This is a genomic window from Enhygromyxa salina, from assembly GCF_000737335.2.
Classification (GTDB): Bacteria; Myxococcota_A; Polyangia; order Nannocystales; family Nannocystaceae; genus Plesiocystis; species Plesiocystis salina_C.
Map to the genome: position 1 here is coordinate 48,930 of NZ_JMCC02000026.1, position 22,089 is coordinate 71,018.

General features: G+C 68.3%; 12 protein-coding genes. 5 read left to right on the top strand and 7 right to left on the bottom strand.

What is annotated here, in order from left to right:
* Positions 1-59 precede the first annotated feature (59 nt).
* Both DB30_RS11425 and DB30_RS11430 read right to left on the bottom strand, forming a co-directional pair.
* The gene (locus DB30_RS11425; protein ID WP_052548438.1) at positions 60-833 is read right to left on the bottom strand and encodes a Coq4 family protein; all 774 of its coding nucleotides are present in this window, start codon (positions 831-833) and stop codon (positions 60-62) included.
* A gap of 294 nt (positions 834-1,127) precedes the next feature.
* Entirely contained in the window at positions 1,128-5,294 is a 4,167-nt protein-coding gene (locus DB30_RS11430; protein ID WP_146658527.1) for a type I polyketide synthase, read from the bottom strand.
* 477 nt (positions 5,295-5,771) lie between these two features.
* On the opposite strand from DB30_RS11430, the gene DB30_RS11435 reads away from it, so the two are divergent.
* On the top strand, positions 5,772-7,199 hold the full coding sequence (locus tag DB30_RS11435; protein ID WP_146658528.1) for a KamA family radical SAM protein: 1,428 nt from the start codon (positions 5,772-5,774) through the stop codon (positions 7,197-7,199).
* Positions 7,200-7,207: 8 nt separating this feature from the next.
* On the opposite strand, the gene DB30_RS11440 is transcribed toward DB30_RS11435, so the two are convergent.
* Positions 7,208-10,219 (bottom strand): carboxypeptidase regulatory-like domain-containing protein, encoded by a 3,012-nt coding sequence (locus DB30_RS11440; protein ID WP_146658529.1) that lies wholly within the window; start codon positions 10,217-10,219, stop codon positions 7,208-7,210.
* A gap of 83 nt (positions 10,220-10,302) precedes the next feature.
* Here DB30_RS11440 and DB30_RS11450 point away from each other — a divergent pair, with 83 nt between their 5' ends.
* Positions 10,303-12,219: an IgGFc-binding protein gene (locus DB30_RS11450; protein WP_052548441.1), complete on the top strand. Its 1,917-nt coding sequence runs from the start codon at positions 10,303-10,305 to the stop codon at positions 12,217-12,219.
* Between the two features lie 47 nt (positions 12,220-12,266).
* Here the strand turns inward: DB30_RS11450 and DB30_RS11455 are convergent, their stop codons facing one another.
* Positions 12,267-13,634 carry a DUF4215 domain-containing protein gene (locus tag DB30_RS11455; protein ID WP_146658531.1) on the bottom strand — a complete coding sequence of 456 codons (1,368 nt, stop codon included), beginning with the start codon at positions 13,632-13,634 and terminating at the stop codon, positions 12,267-12,269.
* Positions 13,635-13,836: 202 nt separating this feature from the next.
* On the opposite strand from DB30_RS11455, the gene DB30_RS11460 reads away from it, so the two are divergent.
* On the top strand, positions 13,837-15,513 hold the full coding sequence (locus DB30_RS11460) for an AMP-binding protein (RefSeq protein ID WP_052548443.1): 1,677 nt from the start codon (positions 13,837-13,839) through the stop codon (positions 15,511-15,513).
* A gap of 54 nt (positions 15,514-15,567) precedes the next feature.
* Here the strand turns inward: DB30_RS11460 and DB30_RS11465 are convergent, their stop codons facing one another.
* Positions 15,568-16,938 carry an ATP-binding protein gene (locus DB30_RS11465; RefSeq protein ID WP_052548444.1) on the bottom strand — a complete coding sequence of 457 codons (1,371 nt, stop codon included), beginning with the start codon at positions 16,936-16,938 and terminating at the stop codon, positions 15,568-15,570.
* 203 nt (positions 16,939-17,141) lie between these two features.
* Here DB30_RS11465 and DB30_RS11470 point away from each other — a divergent pair, with 203 nt between their 5' ends.
* On the top strand, positions 17,142-17,603 hold the full coding sequence (locus DB30_RS11470) for a hypothetical protein (protein ID WP_052548445.1): 462 nt from the start codon (positions 17,142-17,144) through the stop codon (positions 17,601-17,603).
* A 27-nt stretch (positions 17,604-17,630) separates the two neighbouring features.
* Here DB30_RS11470 and DB30_RS11475 read toward each other — a convergent pair whose 3' ends face one another.
* Together DB30_RS11475 and DB30_RS11480 are read right to left on the bottom strand one after the other, a co-directional pair.
* The gene (locus tag DB30_RS11475) at positions 17,631-18,719 is read right to left on the bottom strand and encodes a hypothetical protein (protein WP_052548446.1); all 1,089 of its coding nucleotides are present in this window, start codon (positions 18,717-18,719) and stop codon (positions 17,631-17,633) included.
* A 16-nt stretch (positions 18,720-18,735) separates the two neighbouring features.
* Positions 18,736-20,430 (bottom strand): cation:proton antiporter domain-containing protein, encoded by a 1,695-nt coding sequence (locus DB30_RS11480; RefSeq protein WP_052548447.1) that lies wholly within the window; start codon positions 20,428-20,430, stop codon positions 18,736-18,738.
* Positions 20,431-20,538: 108 nt separating this feature from the next.
* On the opposite strand from DB30_RS11480, the gene DB30_RS11485 reads away from it, so the two are divergent.
* On the top strand, positions 20,539-21,786 hold the full coding sequence (locus DB30_RS11485) for a cytochrome P450 (RefSeq protein WP_165703715.1): 1,248 nt from the start codon (positions 20,539-20,541) through the stop codon (positions 21,784-21,786).
* Positions 21,787-22,089 lie beyond the last annotated feature (303 nt).

Genomic DNA, 22,089 nt, shown 5'->3' on the forward strand with positions numbered 1-22,089 from the left:
AACAGTCCTCGAAGGTGTCCGCAAGCGGGCGAGAAGCCCTCGCCCGAGCTGATAACAGCTCATGGCGTGCTCGTGGCTGGGGTCGGGGGTGAGTAGCGAAATTGGTAGGCGTCGGGGTGGCGCTGGGCGACGGGGTAGCGGGCACCAACGGATGTAATGCCATAGCGCTCGCGCAATTCGTCGAGCGGGCGATCCCACAGATCTTCAAAGTAGACGCAGTGGAGCGGGCGGCCGCGCTTGCCGGATCGCCACGCCCGCGCGGCGCGGGTGCAGAATGTCGCCCAATTGCGGCTCGTAAACAGCAGCTTGAGCGCGCCAAAGAAGATCACCAGCGCAGACAGCTTCTGCGGCAGCTGAGCGAACTGAAACACCTGCAGGCTCACCTCTTCGTGCAACTCGACGCCGAGCCCAAGAAACACGTGGCGCATGTCGTGGCTGGACCGGTAGCGGGCCTTTGCGTACTCGGTGTGTTCGTCCCAGCGCAGCCGCGAAGGCCCGAGGTCAACGTCCTCGAGCAGATCATTGACATAGAAGTGATGCCAAACATTGTAGCCAAAGCTGTCGATTGGCAGCTGGCTGAAGTAGACCCAATCGGCGTCTCGGACCGTCAGCAGCGCGCGATCCTGCATCAGTCGCCGGCCCTCTTGGCTGGTCCACATCTGCGCGGCTGCGCGAGAAAAAGCAGCGCCGTCGAGGTTGTCTTGAATCCCGGCGAGGTCGTCGAAGGTGTAATTGGGCCAGCGTAGAAACAGCACGCGGGCGCAGTGGTAGAGCACAGCCCAGCTCCGCGCGAGCCAGCTGGGGGGACGAACCGGGTTGAGCGCGGCGTCCATCAGACCGCGCAGGGTTCGGGGCTCGAGAGCGTGGGCGTGCTGTCGCGCAGGATGGTCATTGCCATGCTCGGGACAATGCAACGTCCAGACCACCCCCAAGGGCGATGTAGCTGCCACCTGAGGCGCTCAGATCAAAGCTGCGTGGTCGTTCGCCAGCGATCTGCGCGAGGGCGCGCGAGCCTGCGCAGCCCACGATGTTGCGCGTCGATTGACGCAGAGTGTCGTGATTGTCGCCGACTGTCCAACCCGGCAGTACGTGACTGGGCGATCAGCTGCGACTGCGTGACGCGAACGTCAGCCCGACGCTGACAGCGTGATGCTCACCTCGGCCGCGAGGATCGCCCCGTCGCGAACGCGATAGCGAGCCGTGTGCCTGGCGCGGCGTTGATCCTCGAGCTGCAGGCTCGCGCTCGCGTGGACCTGCGTCGTGTCACCGACCTCCTCGCTCGCGTGGATCGCCAGATCCCCCTCGCCGATCGACCGCAAGCCCACCCGAGGATCGCCAAGCCACGGCCGCTCGCCCTCGAGTTCCCTGGCCTCGGGCCCGTGGATCCACCAGCGCGCGTCTGCAGCCGCAAACCGGGCGCAGGCCGCGGGGTCGTCGCTGAACGCGGCGTAGAACGATCGGACGACGTTGACGGGATCGAGCGCCGCGCTGGTGGTTGGGTGCGGCTCGGGCAAAGTCTCGACCCGCAACACCTGCTCGAACAACGCGGCGAGCTGCGCCTCATGATCGATGTGAAAGAAGTGATTGCCGCTGGCCAGCCACCGCCAGTCGAACCGAGCCGAGGTCTCGCGTGCCCACAGCCACTGCTCGTAGGCGTTGGTCGTGGGATCCCGCCCGCCACCGATCGCGGTGATCGGCACCTCGAGCGGCGTGCGTGCGCGCGCCTTGTAGTCCAACAGCATGCGGCTGTCGGCGCGGATGGTCTCGAACGCCAGGTCGCGCAGCTCGGCGTCGCCCTCGAGATCGGCGAGGCCCTGAAATTCGACGAGGCGGAGGAACGCGAGGATCGGCGTGTCGCCTAGCTCGTCGCGCTTCGAGTCGTCGAAGAACCCCCGCATAAGATCGGCCTTGTAGCGGGACGGTGAGTTCGAGGCCGCGGTGAAGAAGTGGCGGGGCGCTCGCCCGGAGGCCCTGAGCTGGTGAATGAGCTCGTAGGCGACCAGCGCACCCGAGCACTGACCGTAGAACGAGAAGGGTCGATCATCGAGGTCGTCGAGCAACGCCTCGCCGAGCTCGGCCACGAGCGTGTCCATCTGGCGTGGCAGCGGCTCGCCAAACCGGGTCCCGCGACCGGGGGGCTCGACGTTGCGGACCTCGATCCACGCCGGCATCGCCTCGCCCCAGTGCCGATAGGTGCTCGCCGCTCCGCCGCCGTAGGGAAAGCAGTACAGCAGCTGATCTGCCTGGGGCCGCGGGCGCGGACGCACGAAGCACGCGCCTCGGGTGATGCCGACGGCGCTCGAGCGCGCGGGCGCCGAGTCGTGATCGAGGCTTGGACCCGCGAGCGCGCGCAGCTTGGCGACGAGCGCCGCGATCCCGGGCGCCTGCATGACCTCGAGCAGCGGCAGCTCGAAGCCGCGGTCGACCAGGCGCGCGCGCAGGCGCGAGGCCATCAGCGAGTCGAGCCCAAGATCACGCAGCGGCACGTCCATGGGCAGCGCCTCGCTGGCGCCGAGCTCGTGGGTCAAGGTTGCGACGACGAGCGCCTCGACGTCGATCGCGGTCAGCGTGTGGGTGAGCGCTGGCGCGGGGGCCTCGACGTCCGCGCGGGCGATCGGGGCGACCGCGTGGCCCGCTCGGGGATCCCCAAGATCGACCCGCGGTCCATAGTGACGCCGCATCCACGGATAGCTGGGCAGGCCGGTGACGCGCCCACGGTGCCCTTCCCACACAGCTTCCCAGCGCGGCTGAACGCCCAGCGCCCAGACCCGACCGAGCGCGTCGAGGAACGCCTCGGGTCCGGCGTCGCGGGCCATCCCGCAGCTGAGTCGGGCCGCGGGCTCGAGGGCGGCCAGCGGATCCTCGAGCGGCACCGTGAGCACCGGGTGGGGAGAGAGCTCGAGGATCACGTCGCCGGCCGGGCGCAAGACCTCACTCAGCGCGCGCCACAACAACACGGGCTTGCGCAGGTTGTCCTGCCAGTAGCTGGGCGCGCTCGCGGCCTCGAGCCAGTCCAGGGTCACGGTCGAGAGCATCCGCGCCCGCGGGGCTTCACTCGGTTGCTCGAGCCCTTGCAGCTGGGCCTCGAGCAGCGCGGCGAGCGGGTCGACGTGGCTGCAGTGCGAGGCGTAGTCAACTTGGATCCGGCGCGCGAACACCCCCTCGCCGTCGAGCTCCGCGAGCAGCTCGACGAGGGGCGCGGGCGAGCCCGCGATGACCACGTTGGTTGGACTGTTGACGACGGCGATCTCGAGGTCGGAGCGGCGCGCAGCAAGCCGCTCGCGCATGTCGGCCTCGGACAGCGCGACGGTGGCCATGGCCCCGGGCGTGTCGAGGTGCTCGGCGACGATCCGGCTGCGCGTCGTGATCACGCGGGCGGCGTCCTCGAGGCTGAGGAGCCCGGAGATCGCCGCCGCCGCGACCTCGCCCATGGAGGTGCCAAGCACGACGTCGGGCTCGACGCCAACGCTGCGCCACAGCTGCGCGAGGGCGACCTGCATCGCGAAGATCGCCGGCTGGACCCGGTCGACACGCTCGAGCGCGGCCTTCGACGCCAGGGCCTCGCTCAGGCGCCAACCAGCGCAGGCGAAGATCGCCGCCTCGCAGCGCTCGAGCGTCGCGCGAAACACCGGCGACCAGGCGGCGAGGGCCTGCCCCATGCCCAGCCACTGACCGCCCTGCCCTGCGCACAGGAACACCACCCGCGGCGCCGAGCTTGGCGCGCGGGTTGGGTAGACATCCGTGAGCGCGGCGGCGAGGCCCGCGGGGCTGGGCTCGGGGGACGCCGCGGTGAGCACGTGTCCGCGCCACGCGTGATGGGTCGTGCGCGCGGCCAGGGTGTAGGCGAGGTCGGCGGGCTCGACCGCGCCAGCCAAGACGAGCTCGCGCAGCTGCTCGACGTGGGCAAAAAATGACTCGCGGCTCGCCGCCGAGATCGGCACGAGCAAGCGCGCTGGCGCAGCGGCGGGCTCGGGCTGCGCGCTCGCTACCGGTCCCAGGATCGCGTGGGCGTTGGTCCCCCCAAACCCGAAGCTGCTCACCGCCGCATGGGCGGGCCCCCACGACTGCAGCGCGCGGGCCAGACGAAAGCGAGTTCCCTCGAGCTCGATGTCGGGGTTGACCTGCTGCAGGTGCAGGTTGGGCGGCAGCTGTCCGTGGTGGATCGCGAGCGCGACCTTGGCCAAGCCAGCGACGCCGGCGGCCGCCTCGGTGTGGCCCAGGTTGGTCTTGACCGCGCCGAGGTAGCAGCGGCGCTGCGCGGCGCCGTAGATCTTCTCGATCGCCTGAAACTCGATCGGATCGCCAAGGGCGGTGCCGGTCCCGTGGGTCTCGATCAAGCCAACCTGTTCGGGCTCGACGCGGGCGTTGGCCAGCGCGGCGCGCAGGACCTCCGCCTGCGCGAGGCTATTGGGCGCGGTCAGGCCGTTGCTGCGCCCGTCTTGATTGACCGCCGATCCGTGGATCAGCGCATAGACCCGGTCGCGGGTGAGATCGACATCGGACAGCCGGGCGAGCACCACCACCGCGGCGCCCTCGGACCGGACGAAGCCGTCGGCGCGCGAGTCAAACGCCTTGCAGCGACCATCGGCCGCCATCATGCCAAAGCGCGAGAGTGACAAGCTCGTGTGCGGGACCAGGTGGGCCTGCACCCCGCCCGCGATGACGCGATCACACTCGCGGCGGCGCAGGGACGCGACGCCAAGGTGGACCGCGACCAGCGACGACGCACAGGCGGCGTCGAGGCTCACGCTCGGCCCCCGCAGATCCCAGGTGTACGACAAGCGGTTCGCGAGGATCGCGTGGCTCGAGCCCGTCGCCATGTAGCCGTTGATGTCGGCCTCTGCGAACGCGAGCAGGCTCCAGTCGAAGCCCGACGCCCCCACGAACACCCCGGTCGAGCTGCCGCGCAGCGCATGCAGGCTCAGACCCGCGTCGGTGATCCCATCGTAGGCGACCTCGAGCAGCAAGCGCTGCTGTGGATCCATCGCCCGGGCCTCGCGCTCCGACAGCCCGAAGAAGCTGGGCTCGAACTCGTAGACTCGCTCGAGCATGCCGGCAAAGCCGGTCTCGGCCGCGCCCTCGGGCCAGCGCTGCGCGGGGATCTCCCGGATCACGTCAACGCCCTCGCACAGCCCCGCCCAAAACTGGCGTGGATCCTCGAGCCCGCCGGGGAAGCGCAGACCGATTCCGACGATCGCGATCGGCTCGGCGTGCGCGGCCTCGAGCTCGGCGACGCGGGCCTTGAGCGTCTGAATGCGTGCGAGGGATTGACGGAGCAGTTCGGACTTGTCCATGGGGGGCAGCGCGGCGCGAGCAAAGGGCTCGCGCTTGGTCCAATGGTAGGCCGCGCGTCGGGGCGGATGCAGGCCGCCGGACAGCGGCCCCGTGTCGTCCCACAAACACCGGCCCGCAGACCGGTCGTCCAGGTTAGCGCCGGACACGCGAGGGCTGACCTCCACGTCACTCGCGTCGTCGACCCACGCACGCGCGCGACGTGCTCGACGTGCTCGACGTGCTCGACGTGCTCGACGTGCTCGACGATCGCCGATCACGACGAGGTCGAGGCCTGGACACTCGACGCGCGTCGCGCCCCGCTCACGCCCGGCCCCCCGCGCTGGCAACCGCCGAGCCGGGCGCCGGCGCGTGCGGTGTCACGTCGCGACCCCACGCGGCGATGAATTCACCCACGATCGCCCGCCGATTGACGCTCATTGCTGCGAATCCCGGACCACGCCTGGAACGAGGGCGCACCCCGGCATAATGAGTATCCCATGACCGCCGATGCGCCGAAGTCCTCGACCAGCCTGCCCGTCGTCGCTGACGGAGGCCGCTCGCGCCCGACCGAGCGCGAGCACCGGGACAAGCCTCCCGTCGACCCCGCGACGTTGATCCACCGCGAGCTCGTTGGCGACGAATTCTGGCGCAGCATCCCGGCGTATCGCGAGATCGACGAGGCCACCTTCCTCGACTACCGCTGGCAGATGAAGCACTCGGTGACCAAGGTCGCCAAGCTGCTCGAGGTCTTGCAGGACCTCGCCCACGACGACTTCATCGCCGACATCCGCGAGGGCTTTCACCACGCGCCCATGGCCGTGCGGGTCTCGCCCTACCTGCTCTCGTTGATCGACTGGTCCGACCCCTACAAAGATCCGATCCGCCGGCAGTTCATCCCCACCAACTCCGAGCTGCTGCCTGATCACCCCAAGCTCGACCTCGACTCGCTCCACGAGCTCGCCGACGCGCCGGTTCCCGGCCTGACCCACCGCTACCCCGACAAGGCGCTGTTCTTGGCGCTGGACACCTGCCCGGTCTACTGCCGGTTCTGCACCCGCAGCTACGCGGTTGGGCTCGACACCGACGAGGTCGAGAAGGTCAGCCTCAAGCCCAACAACACCCGCTGGGATCGCGTGTACGAGTACATCGCCTCGCGCCCCGAGCTCGAGGACATCGTGATCTCGGGCGGCGACGCGTACAACCTGCGCAGCGATCACATCCGCGCGATCGGGGAGCGGCTGCTGGCCATGCCCAACATTCGCCGGCTGCGGTTTGCGACCAAGGGCCCGGCCGTGATGCCGCAAAAGATCCTCACGGATCACGCGTGGATCGACAGCCTCACCGACATCGTCGAGCAAGGCCGCAAGCTCCACAAAGAAGTCTGCCTGCACACCCACTTCAACCACCCCAACGAGCTCACGCAGATCACCGAGCGGGCAATGAACAAGCTGTTCGAGCGCGGGATCACGGTCCGCAACCAAAGCGTGCTGCAGCGTGGCGTCAACGACACCACCGCGGCGATGGGGCTGCTGGTCAAGCGCCTGAGCCACCTGAACGTGCACCCCTATTACGTGTACATGCACGATCTGGTCAAAGGCGTGGACAACCTCCGCACCCGGCTGCAGACCGCGCTGGACATCGAGAAAAACATCCGCGGCATGACGGCTGGGTTCAACACCCCAACCTTCGTGACCGACGCGCCGGGCGGCGGCGGCAAGCGGGACGTGCACTCCTATGATTGGTACGACCGCGTGACGGGGGTGTCCGTGTACCGCAGCCCCAACGTGGATCCCAATCGCTACTACTGCTACTTCGACCCGATTGATCTGCTGCCCGAGGCCGGGCGCGCGCGCTGGGCCGACCCGGCGCAGCACGATGCGATCATCGCCGAAGCGATCGAGACCGCAAAACACCGCCCGAGCTGAGGGCAGCGCTAGCGATGGGGTGGACCGGCCACCACCTTCACGATCTCTCCGCGCTCGAGCGTCAGCGCGAGCGTGGCTCCCTCTGGGACGGACGTCAGCGTGCGGTAGCGTGAAAAGTTGTCGCCCAGGACCGCGTGCCCGTCGACCGCCTCGATGACGTCGCCGACCGCGAGTCCGGCGGTGTCAGCTGGGCCGCCCGGGCGCACCGTCGCTACCACTGGCTCCCAGTCGGACAGATCCTTCGCCGGGTCCCAGCGCGCGACGGTATAGCCAAGGTCACCAACGGTCTGTTCGGGGTCGAGGCGCTTGGAGATCAGCTCGATGTCGCCGAGCTCCTGCACGGCCGGGCCGGCCGGGAGGAGCAGCGGCTTGCGAAAGAAGTCGTACTGGCGCTCGCGTCCGCCAGCTCGCGACCAAGCGGCCAGCTCGCTGCGACCGGCGGGGACATTGGCGACCTCGAAGCGCCCGTCAGCCCCGCTGACGTTGAGGCGCTCCGCGCCCGGGTCGTGCCCCCCAAACGCCGAACCGCCGGACACGCGGACCTCGATACCCGCGACCGGCTCGCGGGTATCGAGGTCAATGATCCGTCCGCGCACCGTGACCTTGTTGGTCAGGATCAGCTCGATGCCGTCGCGGGTCTCACCTGCACCCAGCGTGACCGCGGACTCGAGCGCCGCGTTGCCCATGCTCGCGCTCACGCTGATCTCATAGCTGCCGGCCGGGAGCTCGGTGAATCGCCAGGCCCCCTCGGTCCGAAAGAACTGGTCGCGCACCCGAATCGCCTGGCCCTTGTCGACGACCGTGACGGCGAAGCGCTCGGGCGCGCTGCCGTCGTCCAGCGCGACCGTGCCGGCCAGCTCGCCGGTGCTCGCGATCATCAGCTCGACGTGGCTGCCAAGCGCGACGCCCTCGGCCAGCGCCTCGCCCCCGCCCTTGCGATTGGCACGGACGACAAACTTGCCCTCGGGCAGGTCGCTGATCTCGAAGCGGCCTTCGACGTCGGTCAAGACCGGTCGGTGGCCCCAGCCCCAGCGGACGCTGTGGCGGGCGATCGAGGCGTTGGACTCGGCGCTCTCGGACATGCGCTCGACGTCGATGAACGCGTCCGCGACCGGGCCACCGCCCTCGTCAACGACGACACCGCTGAGCTTGCCAGTCAGCGATTCGACGGTCAGCGTGACCGCGACGACCTCGTTGGCGACGACCTCGACGACCTCACCTTGAAGATCGTCGTCGGTGGTCCCGGGCTTGCGCAGCGAGACCCCGCGACCGAGCGTGGGCAACTTCGCCGTCACCCGGGTTTGGCCAGGCAGCAGCTCCTCGATCACGAACTCCCCGGCGTCATTGCTGTACACAGACCCAAACCCATGCGCACGGCCACCAATGTAGGCGGCCTGGATCTCGGCCTTTGCGACTGGGGCGCCCGTTTGATCGATGATCCGCCCGCGGACCGTGCCGACCGCCGGCATCACGAGGCGCACATCGTTGACGTCGGCGCCAAGCTCGAGCTCCACGGTGATCGGCCGCTCGGGTCCCGGCCGACCCCGCCAGGCTGTGGTCGACACCTCGTAGCGACCGGGCAGCAAGCCCCCCAGCGCAAAGCTCCCATCGCTCGAGCTGCTGGTGTTGCCCGACGTGGTCTGCGATCGGGCTGCGTCTGGGTTGACGACGGGCTGCACCACGACGCCGACCTGCGCGAGCGGATCGCCGGCCTCGTCAACGACCTCACCGCGGATCGCCAAGCCCTCGCGGACCTCCCAGACCAAGCCGTCAACGCGCTGCTCGACCACGAGCTCGGGGTAGGTCTCTTCGGCCAGGTAATTCGTGCACCAAACGCGAACCGAGTAGGTCCCGGGCAGCAACCCACGAAATTCGACGTAGCCCTCGTCGTCGATGTTGGCTGGCGTGCGTCCGGTGTCTGGGTTCTCGAGCCGAACGCGACCCTCTGGGCACGGCCGCTGGCTCCCCGCGATCACCACGCGACCCTCGATGTGGGCGGCCGGATGCATGCGGATCACGACCTCCGTGGAGGTCTCACCAAACCCAACGTGGACCTGCTCGGCCGCCTCGCCGTACAGCGCCTCGCCCGAGGCCGTGGGCTTGTAGCTGCCGGGCTGCAAGCCGTCGATGCGGAACCGTCCGTTCGCGTCGGAGCGCGTCACCAGCCCCCCATCGGGCCCCCCCGACGACACCTCGAGATCGGCGACCGGCTCGCCCGTGGTCGCGAGCACGACCGTGCCAACGAGCACCGACTCCGGGGTCAGGTACACCTCGACGAACTGCCCAGGCGCCACGCTGGTGACCCACGCGCGCGCGTAGCCTGGGGCCTGGCCCGCAACGAAGACGATGCCCGGCGCGACCCACTGCTCGAACCGGCCTTCGGCGTCGGTGATCGCATGCGCGGCGGCGCGATTGCGGCTGCCCCACGCGCCCTTGATCGCCAGCTGCGCGCCCTCGATCTCGCCGCCAGCGATGTCGCGGACCACCCCCGTGACCCGCACGCCGCCGCCGTGAAGCGTGATGTCGATCTCGGACGTGACCTGCCCGGCGCGCAGCCGCAGGACGCCGCGGGTCACACCCTGCTCGCGTCGCTCCCATCGAGCCGGCTGAAAGCTCGCCGCGCTCGCGTGAACTTCGGTGTCGATCGCAAACAAGCCATCGATGGCGTAGCGGCCGTTGGGGCCCGAGCGGACGCAGTGGGGCTCTGGATCCAGGACGCCCCGTCGCCCGACCTGGTCAGAGACCGCGCAGACCTGCGCGTTGGGGATCGCGTTGCGCTGCGCGTCGCGGATCGTGCCGCTGATCCCCGCGTTGGCGGCGGGCCCAACACGAGGCGGGGTCTTGGGTGAGCCAGTGTGCTTGGCCGACAACGCCGACGTTGCGCTCGCCGAGTCGCTACCGTCATCCCCCGCCACGGCATCCGTGCTGCCGTTGGTGGCCAGCCACCAAGTGAGCGCGGCCGCCAGGATCAGCACAGCTGAGCCAACGAACCATTGAAGAGTTCTGCGCCGGTCCGTCATGGTGTTCGCCGACGGTACCAGACGGTGGCCGGCCGCACGCAGTTGATGGTTCGGGCCGCTCGCAGACGGTGGTAGTGTGGCCCATGCAAAAGCGCGCGGCTCACTTGTCTGGAGTGCTCCTGGGGTTGTGGTCGTTCATCGGATGTGCCGACGACACGCCGGGCACCACGGACAACGCGTTGCTCACCAGCGAGTCAGCAGGCGACGGCGACGGCGACGGTGACTCCAACGAGAGCGGCGAGACCATGGCCGGCGACGGCGACGGCGATCCAACCGGCGACGGCGACGGCGACCCGGGTGACGGCGACGGCGATCCAACCGGTGACGGCGACGGTGATCCAACCGGCGACGGCGACGGCGACGGCGACGACCCCTGCACCGAGGGCGAGGTCATCTGCGAGGACGGCCAGGCGCTGACCTGCGACGACATGGGCGGGTGGTCCGACCCCAACCCCTGCGCAGACGAGTGCGCCGACGGCCTGGGCTGCGTGCTGTGCATCCCCAATTCGCACGAGTGCCAGGGCGACATCTCGTTCACCTGCCTGCCCGACGGCAGCGCGTGGGAAGCCGATCCATGCGACGCGCTGCAGGGGGTGATGTGCAACCCCAACTCCGGCATGTGCGAGGGCGCGTGTGCGCCCGAGGAGCTGGGGCTGAGCTACATCGGCTGCGACTACTACCCAACGGTCACCCCCGGTCTGCGCGAGAACAACCCTTGGGTGTTCAACTACGCCGTGGTCGTCGCCAACACCACCAACGACGTCGCCGAGATCACGGTCACCCGCGGGCCCAACATGGTCACGCAGCAGCAGATCGGCCCCAACACCGCCCAGGCGATCACGCTGCCCTACGTCGACGCGCTGACCAACCCGAACCTCAACCAGGCGGGGCCCTCGGTGCTGGTCCAAGATGGCGCCTACCGCCTGCGCTCGACCCAGCCGGTCACCGTCTATCAGTTCAACCCGCTCGAGTACCAGATCGGCAACCAGTTCTCGTTCATCAACGACGCCGGGCTGCTGTTCCCGGTCAACACCTGGCGGCAGGACGTGCGCGTGGTCTCGCGCAACCACTGGTACGCCAACAATCAGTTCCACCTGCCCGGGTTCTACGCGGTCACGGCCATGCAAGACGGCACCATGGTCACGATCACGCCCTCGGCCACGGGCGCGTGGGTGATCCCCGGTGGCGGCGTCGCGGCCGACGGCACCGGCCAGGTGATGCTCGACGAGGGCGACGTGCTCGAGGTGTTCACCGCGGCCGGCCAGCCAAACGCGTTCAACTCGGACCTGACCGGCACCCTGATCGAAGCGAGCGCGCCGATCCAGGTGATCGGCGGCCACAAGTGCACCAACGTGCCGCAAAACGTGACCTTCTGCGATCGCCTCGAAGAGTCGATCCCGCCGCTCGATACAGTCGCCAAGGTCTACCTGGTGACCGCCCCGCTGATCCCAACCGGCGGCAACGTGCCCAAGGCGCAGATCGTCCGCATCACCGCGACCGAAGACGACACGGATCTCATCTACGACCCACCCCAAAACGGCGCGCCCACCAACATCGCAAGCGCCGGTGGTTGGGTCGAGCTGGCCCAGAGCGCGGCCAGCTACGAGGTCAGCTCGTCCAAGAAGATCCTGGTCTCGCAGTACATGCTTGGCCAGAGCGCGGGCGGCAACAGCGGTGATCCAGCGATGACCATGGCGGTCCCAACCGAGCAATTCCGGGCCAGCTACCTGGTCCACGCCCCAACCAACTACGAGTACAGCTACGCCAACATCGTCGCCGCCAACGGGGCCGCGATCACCGTTGACGGCATGCCCGTCGCCGGCTTCCAGATGATCGGCAACACCGGCTACTCGGTCGCGCGCGTGACCTTGAGTAACAACGGCGACGGCAACCACACAGCAACGGGCGGCTCACCGTTTGGGATCAGCGTGTACGGGTACGGGCAGTACACCAGCTACTGGTACCCGGGCGGGCTGAACCTCGAGCTGATCCCGCAGTAGGCCGGGGTCCCCTTGGCGGACTCACGCTCGAGTCACGCCGAGGGTTTTTAATTGGAGCACAGGTACTCGGCGCCAAACCCCTGACTGCTCATGAAGTCCGAGGTCCACGACAACCCGTCCTGGGTGAGCGCGTGGGTCTCGGGGCAGCCGTTGCTGGCGACCTCGCGCACGATCATGCCGCTCGAGTAGCCCAGCGAGTTGCACAGCGCCGCGACCATGTCGACACCAACCCCGTTGTTGTTGCTGTCGGGGGCGTTGCACAGGCCCAGCTGCGCGTTGCAGCAGCCGCCGTAGCTGTTGGGCATCATGTCGCCGTTGGCGTCGCCGGCGTCGGGCATCGAGCGCAGCGCCCCGCCCGAGTTGGTCCCGAATTGCAGGGTCCCGGCGTTTGGATCGTAGTTGCAGTAGAAGCTGTCGGGCGGGCAGCCGTCGCCGGGGCAGCCGATGTAGTGCAGCGTGCTGTCCGTGTAGCTGCGCAGGTCGACGCCGTTGCTGGCCACGCCCCACACGTTCATGTTGGTCACGATGTCGTCACAGCTCGCGCCGTTCGAGATGCAGTCGTTGGTGCAGCCGTCGGCGTCAACGTCGTTGCCGTCGTCGCACTCTTCCATGCCGTCCCACTTGAAGCCGTCGCCGCAAAACGAGGGCGCGCAGCTGGTCGGGCACGCGTCGCCATCTTCGAGGTTGCCGTCGTCGCACTCTTCCATGCCGGCCCACAGGTGGCCGTCGCCGCAGGTCGCGGGGACACACTGCGGCGAGATGCACCCGTCGGTGAGCTCGAGGTTGCCGTCGTCACACAGCTCGACCCCGGCCTGAACGAAGCCGTCGCCACAAAACGCGAGCTGGCAGGCCGGGCAGTCGTCGCTGGTGTCGTCGTTGCCGTCGTCGCACTGCTCGCCCTCCTGCAGCACCCCGTCACCGCAGACGCCGGGCAGGCACGCCGAGCTGCACCCGTCGGCCTCGTCGTCGTTGCCGTCGTCACACTCCTCGACGCCCTCGTGGGTGAAGCCGTCGCCGCAGGTCGCCAGCTTGCAGCCCATCACGCAGTCGTCGGTGTTGATCGGGTTGCCGTCGTCGCACTCCTCGAAGCCCTCGTACACGTAGCCGTCACCGCACGCGGCGATGTGGCAGTTGGGGGTGCACTGGCCAGACTCGGCGTTCTCCGGGCCAAGGTCGCACTCCTCGCCCGGATCGACGACGCCGTCACCACAGTTGGGGTTCCCGGTGTCGCCGTCGCCGTCGCCGTCGCCCTCGGCGCTGCCGGTCTCGGTCGAGTCGCCGTCGCCGTCGCCGTCGCCCGGCTGGGTCGTGAAGGTCGTGAAGCCGCCCTCGCTCTCCGGGGCTGGGGTGCAGCCGCTGATCGCCGGCAGACACAGCAACGCGGCGAGACCAAGGTGCGCGAGATTCAAGTGCATGCCACCATTGTCGGGGTTGGGCCGCGGATCCGATAGCCCAAATCTGGTCGGCCCAGCGTGCAACACGCAACGCGCTCGATCCCCAGATAACGCAGTTCTTCGTGAAGACAGCCGGTTCTGAGCGGACCGCCCACGAGCGATGTCCGCGACCCAAGCGAAGCGTTCACCAGCCCAGACGCGCGCCAGGTACGATGCCCCCGAGATGCCCAGCTCGATCGACGCCGACCTGCTGCTCCAACGCTTCTACCGTCACGTCGAGGCGCGCGGCGGCGACATCTACCTGACCCAGCCCACCCCCGACGGCCGGGTCATCGACTACAGCTTCGCGCAGGTCTACGACCAGGCCGCGCGGATGGCCGCGCACCTCGACTCGCTGGGCTTCGAGCGCCAGTCGAAGATCGCAATCGTCTCGAAGAACTGCGCCCACTTCATCATGGCGGAGCTGGCGATCTGGATGGCCGGGCACGTCACGGTCGCGCTGTACCCCACGCTCAGCCACTCCACCGCGAACTACATCCTCGAGCACAGCGACGCGAAGCTGTTGTTCGTTGGCAAGCTCGACACTTGGACCGAGCTCGAGCAAGGGGTCCCCGAAGGCATGCCCTGCATCACGCTCCCGCTCGCGCCAGCCACCAAGCACCGCGGGTGGGACGACATCATCGCAGCCACCGAGCCGGTCGCAGACAAGCGGACCCGCGCGGCCGACGACGAGTCGCTGATCATCTACACCTCGGGCAGCACCGGCACGCCCAAGGGCGTCATGCACAGCTTCCGCACGATCTCGGTGCCAACCAAGGGCCTCGTCTCGCAGCTGGGCATCAACGAGCACGAGCGACAAATCTCCTACCTACCGCTGGCCCACGCGATGGACCGCTGGCTGTCGGGCTGTGTGTCGCTGTACGCCGGCTCGCGCGTGTTCTTTGCCGACTCGCTCGAGACCTTCGTCGCGGATCTCAAGCGCGCGCGGCCAACCGTGTTCTTGTCGGTCCCGCGCCTGTGGCTCAAATTTCAGCTCGGCGTCTATGCCAAGCTGCCCAAGCGCAAGCTCGATCGCTTGCTCGCTATCCCGATCATCCGCGGCATCATCAAGAAGAAGATCCTCGCCAACCTGGGCCTCGAGCACGTGCGCTTCGCCGGCAGCGGCTCGGCGCCGATCCCCGCCGAGCTGATCCAGTGGTACCGCGACCTCGGCCTCGAGCTGCTCGAGGGCTACGGCATGAGCGAGAACTTCAACTATTCGCACCTCACGCGGCCCGGCCACGGTCGCCCCGGCTACATCGGCAACGCGTACCCCGACGTCGACTGCAAGCTCTCGGACGCCGGTGAGATCCTGGTCAGGAGCCCCGGCAACATGCTGGGTTACTACAAAGAACAAGACCTGAGCAAAGCCGCGTTCACTGAAGATGGGTACTTGCAGACCGGTGATCTTGGCGTGATCGACGAGCAGCAGCGACTGCGGATCACCGGGCGGCTCAAGGAGCTGTTCAAGACCAGCAAGGGCAAGTACGTCGCGCCCGCGCCGATCGAGAACATCCTCAACAATGATCCCAACGTCGAGCTCTCACTGGTCGCGGGCTCCGGCATGCCGCTGACCCATGCGGTGCTGCAGCTGAGCGAGGACCTGCTGCCAACCCTGGACCAGCCGGGGGTCAAGCAGCGGATCACCGCGGACCTCGAGCGCTTGTTGGCCAGCACCAACGCGAGGGTTGAAGAGTACGAGCGGCTTGGGTTCTTGGTGGTCGCGAAGCAGCGCTGGACGATCGAGGATGAACAGCTCACGCCAACGATGAAGATCAAGCGGGCGACGATCGAGGCGATGTACGAGGCCAAGCGGGACCACTGGTACTCGCTGGGGGTGAAGGTGATCTGGGAGACCTGAGCTGCGCGCCGACGGGTCGCGGCCGACAGCCCCCGCTCAGGCGGCTCAGGCCGCTCAGGGGGCGACTGGCTGCTTCTCGCTGGCGGTCGTCTTCTTCGCCTTCTTGCTCTTCTTGCTCTGCTTGTCTTTGGCGTCGAGCACGGCCTCCCCCAGCGAGGTCTTGTCCAGGCGCTCCGCCAGATCGTCGTGCTGGGCTTCGGTCAGGTCGAGGACCTGCGAGAGCATCGCGCGAATGTGGTCTGGGCCGCGCTCAATCGCGTCGCGCAGCAGGCGAAACAACAGGCGCTTGGCCTTGAGGCCCTGTCGGCGGACCTCGGGGACGTGCTCTTCGACCTCGTTGGCCACGACCACAAACGCCTCTTGCTGGGCGGTCTGCTTGGCAGTCTTCGGGGGCGCGGTGAATGGATAGACCTGCTCCTTGCGCCACTCTTGGACCCGCTCGGCCGCCACCGCCTTGGCCGTGGTGTCGTGATAGTCGACGATCGCCTTGCGGGTCTGGCTGAGGAACCCGCGCACGACCGGGTGCAGGTCGCCAACGCTCAGGCCACCGGTCGCACGCAGCTCCTCGAACGCCTTGCTCTTGACGTGGGCCGTGATCCGGCGGTTGTGGGTGTTGACGCCCACCCCGACGTCTTGGATCGAGAAGCCCTCGCTGTCACACAGATAGATCCCACGCGGGCCCTTGCGCTTCCACTCGACAATGTCGATCTCGGCCTCGTGCGTCTCACCGTCGACGACGATGCTGACAGCGCAGGTGTGAATGGCCGCGATCGCGGCGGAGGGCTCGATCAGCTCATTGTTGTAGATGAGCCTCACGCTTGGGTACTGGAGCAGATACAGCGCGAACTTGTCGTGCATCGCCGTGATCGCGTCTTCGCCGACCAAGCCGTGGACGCTCTCTGGCACGTCGCTGATCGTGACCTTGGTGCCGCTGTGTGACTGCAGGCTGCTCCTCGTCCGGTCGCCCGTGACGAGGAACTGGTCAATTCTCATGTCTGTCGATTCGATTCGACATGAAGTGTATTTGCCGGCGGTGCGCAGCGCGACCGAGTCCCACACGACCGTGGCACCAAGCGAGAACGCAGCGAATCGACCCTTGCCCTCTTTGCCGTGCAGCCTGCGGCCTTTTGCGGTGACATCGACGTTCTGCTTCCACGAGCCACCCAAGCGCTCGAACACCTCGAGGGCCTTGTCGGGCGACATGCCGTCACCGTCGTCGACGACCGCGATCCGGTACACCCCGCCCCACAGGTTCTTGTCGATCACGACCTCGACGCGGTCAGCGTCGGCGTCGAGGCTGTTCCAGACCAGCTCCTCGACCGCCGCCAACGGGCGACGGGTTTTTGACAGCTTTCGCAGGTGGTCCTTGTGAACGGACACCTCGATCTGCGCTGAGACCTTCGAGCTCTTGCTGGTGCGGGACACGGTCGCGGAGTCTCGCACGAATGCAGGCGTTGATCAGCCTGCTGGCAGCCTGCTGGCACCGTGCCCGAGCGCCCCGCAACGATGCGCTGCCGCCGGTCTAGCCCGCAGATCCGCGATGTCCGCACGCGCTCGATTCGGGTGTAGATCTCCGCAACAACAGCCGTGTCGGCACGCGCCCGGGCCGTTGTATAGATACGCCAGCGATGGCGACGAACGAGCGAGACAGCACGCACTGGCTCTGGCGCCTCGACGCGAACGCCTGGCTCGCGGCCGCGCACACCGAGCTCGTCCAGGGTCGGGCGCAGCTGGCCTCGCGCAGGACCGCGGTCACGCACGCGCGCCGGGCCGCGGGCATGGCCCTCAATGCCACGCTGGTCACCCTCGCTGCCCGCGGTTGGTCGCGCGAGCGCTGCGAGACCGCGTGGGGGCGCAGCTACATCGATCATCTTCGCGCCCTGTCGGCCAGCTTGGACGATCCGAGCGAGCGCGGGCGCGAGCCCTTCGATCTCGAGCAATGCCAGCGTTGTCGCGAGCTGCTGCAGATCCCGGTCATGCCACCCGCCGGGCTGGTTCGGCTCGCGCGGAGCAAAGACGAGGCCGCCAGCGCAGCGCTGGACACCGCGACGGCGCTCGTGCGGGGGTGTGCCGCCCTCATCGGTAGCTGATCGGCGGCTGATCGCTGCCTCCGTCGGTCACTCGCAGTTCGGCTCGACGTGGCGCGTCACCGCCACCGCATCGCTACACACGGCGAGACCTGGGACCGCGTCAAAGCAGACCCGCCCGCGATCCTCGGGCGCGGGTGCCACGGGCGCGCGCGACATGCTGAAGCGCGCGCGCGCGTGGCCAGCGGGGCTGCCGTCCACCCACTCGAGCGGCGTGTTCGCGGCCAAGTCCCAGCGCACGCAAGCCGCTTCCGGCGTGTCCGCTTGCAGCGGGCTGATCCCGGCGGCGCGGCGCGCCTTGTCCATGTTGATCGGCGGCTTGGGGCCCGACTCGACCTCGCGCGGGCCTGGCTGGGCGAGCAGCTCGAAGCGACCGCAGGGGTTGACGAAGCTCAGCAGCGCGTCGTCGCCCGCTTCGCCCGAGGGACGCTGCGCGACCGCCAGGGTGAACACCCCGCCGCGACTGCGAACGCTGCGCTCCCCGTAGCGAAGCTCGGTCGCTTCGGGCCACGGGATCGTTCCAAGCGACCAGGTGATCGGCGGGCCGTCGTCCGGCGGGGCGGGCATGAACCCAAGCGCCTCCGCGTGGCGAAGCTGTGCGTCATCGAGGTCGATCTGCAGCTTGAGCCCGCCAACGTGCGCGCTGACTCGATCTTCGAAGCGACTGATCGGCACGCCGGGCACCAGCGCCACGCTGCTGCCGTCCTTGGACGCGATCCGCACCGGGTGGCTCAGGACCGTGCGCAGCGATCCACGCGTGACCCAAAACCGCAGCTCGAGCGCGGACTCGATCCCAAAGCTGCCTGCGCACGCTGGCGCGAGCCCGGGGTCGTGGGTCTCGACCGCGATGAAGTCCCCCTCGATCCCAACGACCTCGACGACGTGGCCCGGGGTCGGATCGGTCGCGCGGTTGAGCGGCACAGCGAAGCGGAGCCCGCGATCATCGGGGCCCGCGAACAGGTCGGCCTCCTCGGCGATCACCACCAGCTCGCCAACTTTGGGCGAATCGCTGGACGCCTGCTCGCCCCTCGTCACGGCGCCGCTCGGGATCGCCGCGGTCGCCTGCGCGCCGGAGCTTGGACGCTCCCCCGCGCCACAGCCAAGCAACACCGAGATCACAGACCCTATCGCCCACCTACGCCCGTTCGCGACCAACGCGCTCGAGTGCGTCGTCGACAAAGTAGTTGAGATCGCCAAACGCATCGGCGTGCAGGATCTCATAGGCATGGCCAGCGCTGCGAGCGTGGTAGAGCTGGTCGCGAAGGTCGTCGTCTTTGGTCAGAGCCGAAGCGAACGCGCCAAGGATCTGCAGGTGTCGCGGGCGATCGCGCTCGGGTGTGGCCAGCAGCACGACCGCGTGGACCGGGCGACCGTCGTAGGCGCCAAGGTCCAGCCCCTCGACGCTGAGCCCGAGCACGCCCCTGACCTCCTCGCCCTCGGGCACCATCGTGTGGGGGATCATCAAGCCGCGGCCCAGACAGGTCGAGGCTTCGTCCTCGCGCGCGAGCACGGACTCGACAAACTCCGACTTGGGCACGAGCATGGGCGTGGTCGCGTACAGGCGGTCGGCCAGCGTCTCGATCAGCGCACGCTTGTCACCGCTGATGCCAAGCACGATCCGCTGCTCCTCGAGGAAGTCGAGCAAGCGCGGCCGATCTTGGCCGACCTCGCCCGCGCGCTGCAGCGAGAACCGGGTCGCGCTGGGCCCAATGAGCTGGTTGACGGCCAGACCCGCCAGCCCGATCGCGGCCACGCTGTCGGCGATGTCGGCCAGCTGCGGCTGGCTCTGAACGAAGAAGATCAGCCCGACCGCGACGCCGCCGTGAGGCAAGAGCGCGAGCCCGAGGTGGTTGCGAACCCCGCGCGGGACCTTGGCCAGGCTCATGGAGATGAACGCGCTCAGCGACTTCCCGCCGAGCCGCGAGGCGAAATACAAGAACACGATCCCGGCCATCGGGATCACCACGGCGAAGTTCAGGCGCAGGCCAACGATCGTGTAGAAGCCCGCGAACAGCACGCCGCCGAACGGCTGGAGGTAGGCCTCGGCCGAGCGCGCGGTGTCGTGCTTGATGTTGGACAGCGTGATCCCGGCGAAGGTGCACGCGAGGATGCTCGACACGTCGAACACCTGCGCCAGGCCCCAGGCGCCAAGGATCACCGCGACCATCGTGGGTCCGACCGAGCTCGCCCGAACCAGCCGCCGGGTCAGGCCGACCGCGAGCAGCGAGCAACCCAGCCCGATCGCAAGCGCCCCTCCAAACTCGACGCCAAGGGCGACCACCGCGTCCTCCCAGCCACTGCCGCGCTCGCGCAGCATCGCCTCCCAAAACGCGAACGCGCCGACCGCGACCATGTCGATGAGTCCAACTCCAGCGATCAGGGTGCCGGACAGCAGCCCCCGTGCCCGCGCCTCGCGGACCACGATCACCGTCGTGCCCGGCGCCCCGGCGATGGCGATGACGGCCAGCAGCACGGCGACATCGAGCGGCAGACCGCCGATGAAGTAGAGCGCGCAGAACACCACCGTTGGCGTGATCAGGGCCTCACCCAGGACCAGCAGCGAGAGCCGCCGCTCGGCGTTGCGCAGGCTGTGAAGGTGGAGCGTCGCGCCAACGGTGAACGCGATGAACCCGAGCACGAAATCGGTGAACGGGGCCATCTTGCCCAGATCGCCCGGCTCGAGCCCGGGGAGCGCGAGCACGCGCAGCAACATGCCAGTGCCGATCCAGCCAGTGACCTTTGGGAGCTTCAGGCGCGAGACCAGCTCACCGCCGACAATCCCCGCGATCAAGATCGTCGCGAGGTTGAGCATCGGATCGTCAAAATTCATCAGGGGCGGCGCAGGGTATTAGATATGCAGCGCAGGGGCCAACGGTCGCAATTCGCGGTGGCGTGAATTCGTGCGTTCGGTCAGCGCCGACCGGATACGATGTCCACGATGGCAACTGCTGAGCTTCGGGGCGCCCACACCTTCAACTTCGATCCGTTCAATGCGCACCGAGATGACCCGCACACGCCGCTGCGGAAGGCCCGGCGCGAGCACCCCGTGTTCTTCAGCCCCGCGCTTGGCACCTGGGTCATCACGCGTCACGCCGATGTCGTCGCGGCGCTGCGCGACCCGGCGCGGTTCTCCTCGGCCAACGCGATCACCAATGTTCCGGCCGCACCGCCGCCAGAGATCCTCGAGGTCCTCGCGGCGGGGATCCCCTACGAGCCCAATTCCGTCGACCTCGATCCGCCGCGGCACACCAAGTTTCGCGCGCTCATCAATCAAGCCTTCACGCCGCGTCGGATCCACGCAAAGCAGCCAACGATCACCGCGCTCGCCCACGCCGCGATCGAAGGCTTTGCCCACGCCGGCACGGCCGACCTCGTCGCCGAGTTCGCCTACCCGTTGCCGGCCCGCGTGATCGCCGACCTGCTCGGGATCCCGAGCGAGGACCTGCCCGCGTTCAAGCGCTGGTCCGACGAGTGGCTCGTGATGATTGGTCAGATCGGCGATCTCGATCGGCAGCGCAAGGCCGCCGCCGCGGTCGTCGAGTTTCAACACTACATCGCCGCGATGATCGCTGCCCGCCGCACCCGGCCGAGCGAGGGCCTCGTCAGCGACGTCGTCGCGGCGGTCCAGGACATGCCGGACCCGCCCAGCGACAACGCCCTCGTCGGGCTGCTGATGACCGTGTTGTTCGCAGGCCACGAGACCACCACCAGCCTGATCACCAACACGATCAAGCTGCTGTTGCAGCATCCCGAAGCGCTCGCGCAGGTCCGGGCCGACGCGGAGTTGATCCCAGCTGCGATCACCGAGACCCTGCGCTTTGATCCGCCGGTCCCGAACATGTATCGGACCACCACGGCGGACGTGCGCGTTGGTGGCGTGGATCTGCCAGCGGGTGAGCACCTGCGGCTCAGCTTTGCTTCGGCCAACCGCGACGCCGCGTGCTTCGCCGATCCCGACCGGTTTGATCTGCACCGGGCTGACAAGGCCAACCACCTCGCGTTTGGGCAAGGGATCCACGCCTGCGTCGGGGCGGCGCTCGCCCAGCTCGAGGCGCGGGTCAGCGTGCAGGCCCTGCTCGAGCGGTTGCCGGGGTTGCGGCTCGTCGAGGGGGCGTTGATCGAGCCGGTCGTGAGCGCGACGGTCCGCGGCACCCGGCGGCTGATGCTGGCTTGGGATCGGCAGTGACGGGGAGCAGCGTCGCCAGGGCTTTCCGTAGCCGACGGTATCTCGGGCCAGAGGTCTTGCCATCGCGCTCCTGTTCGCCTCGCTCGGCCTGCGCGGCGAGGAGTGCTTACGCCGTCCAGCGCTGCGGACCCATGTGGCGAATGAAAAAGCCCGAGGCCAATCACACGCCAGCGCCAACCCACGCGTGGCGGCACTCCAGTTCGGCCAGCATCAGCGCCGACGAAGCTCAGCCGCTGATCAGAACAACGACAGGCCGTCGAAGCTCAGCGTCCAAGTCCCGTAGCCAGGCTCGACATAGCTGAG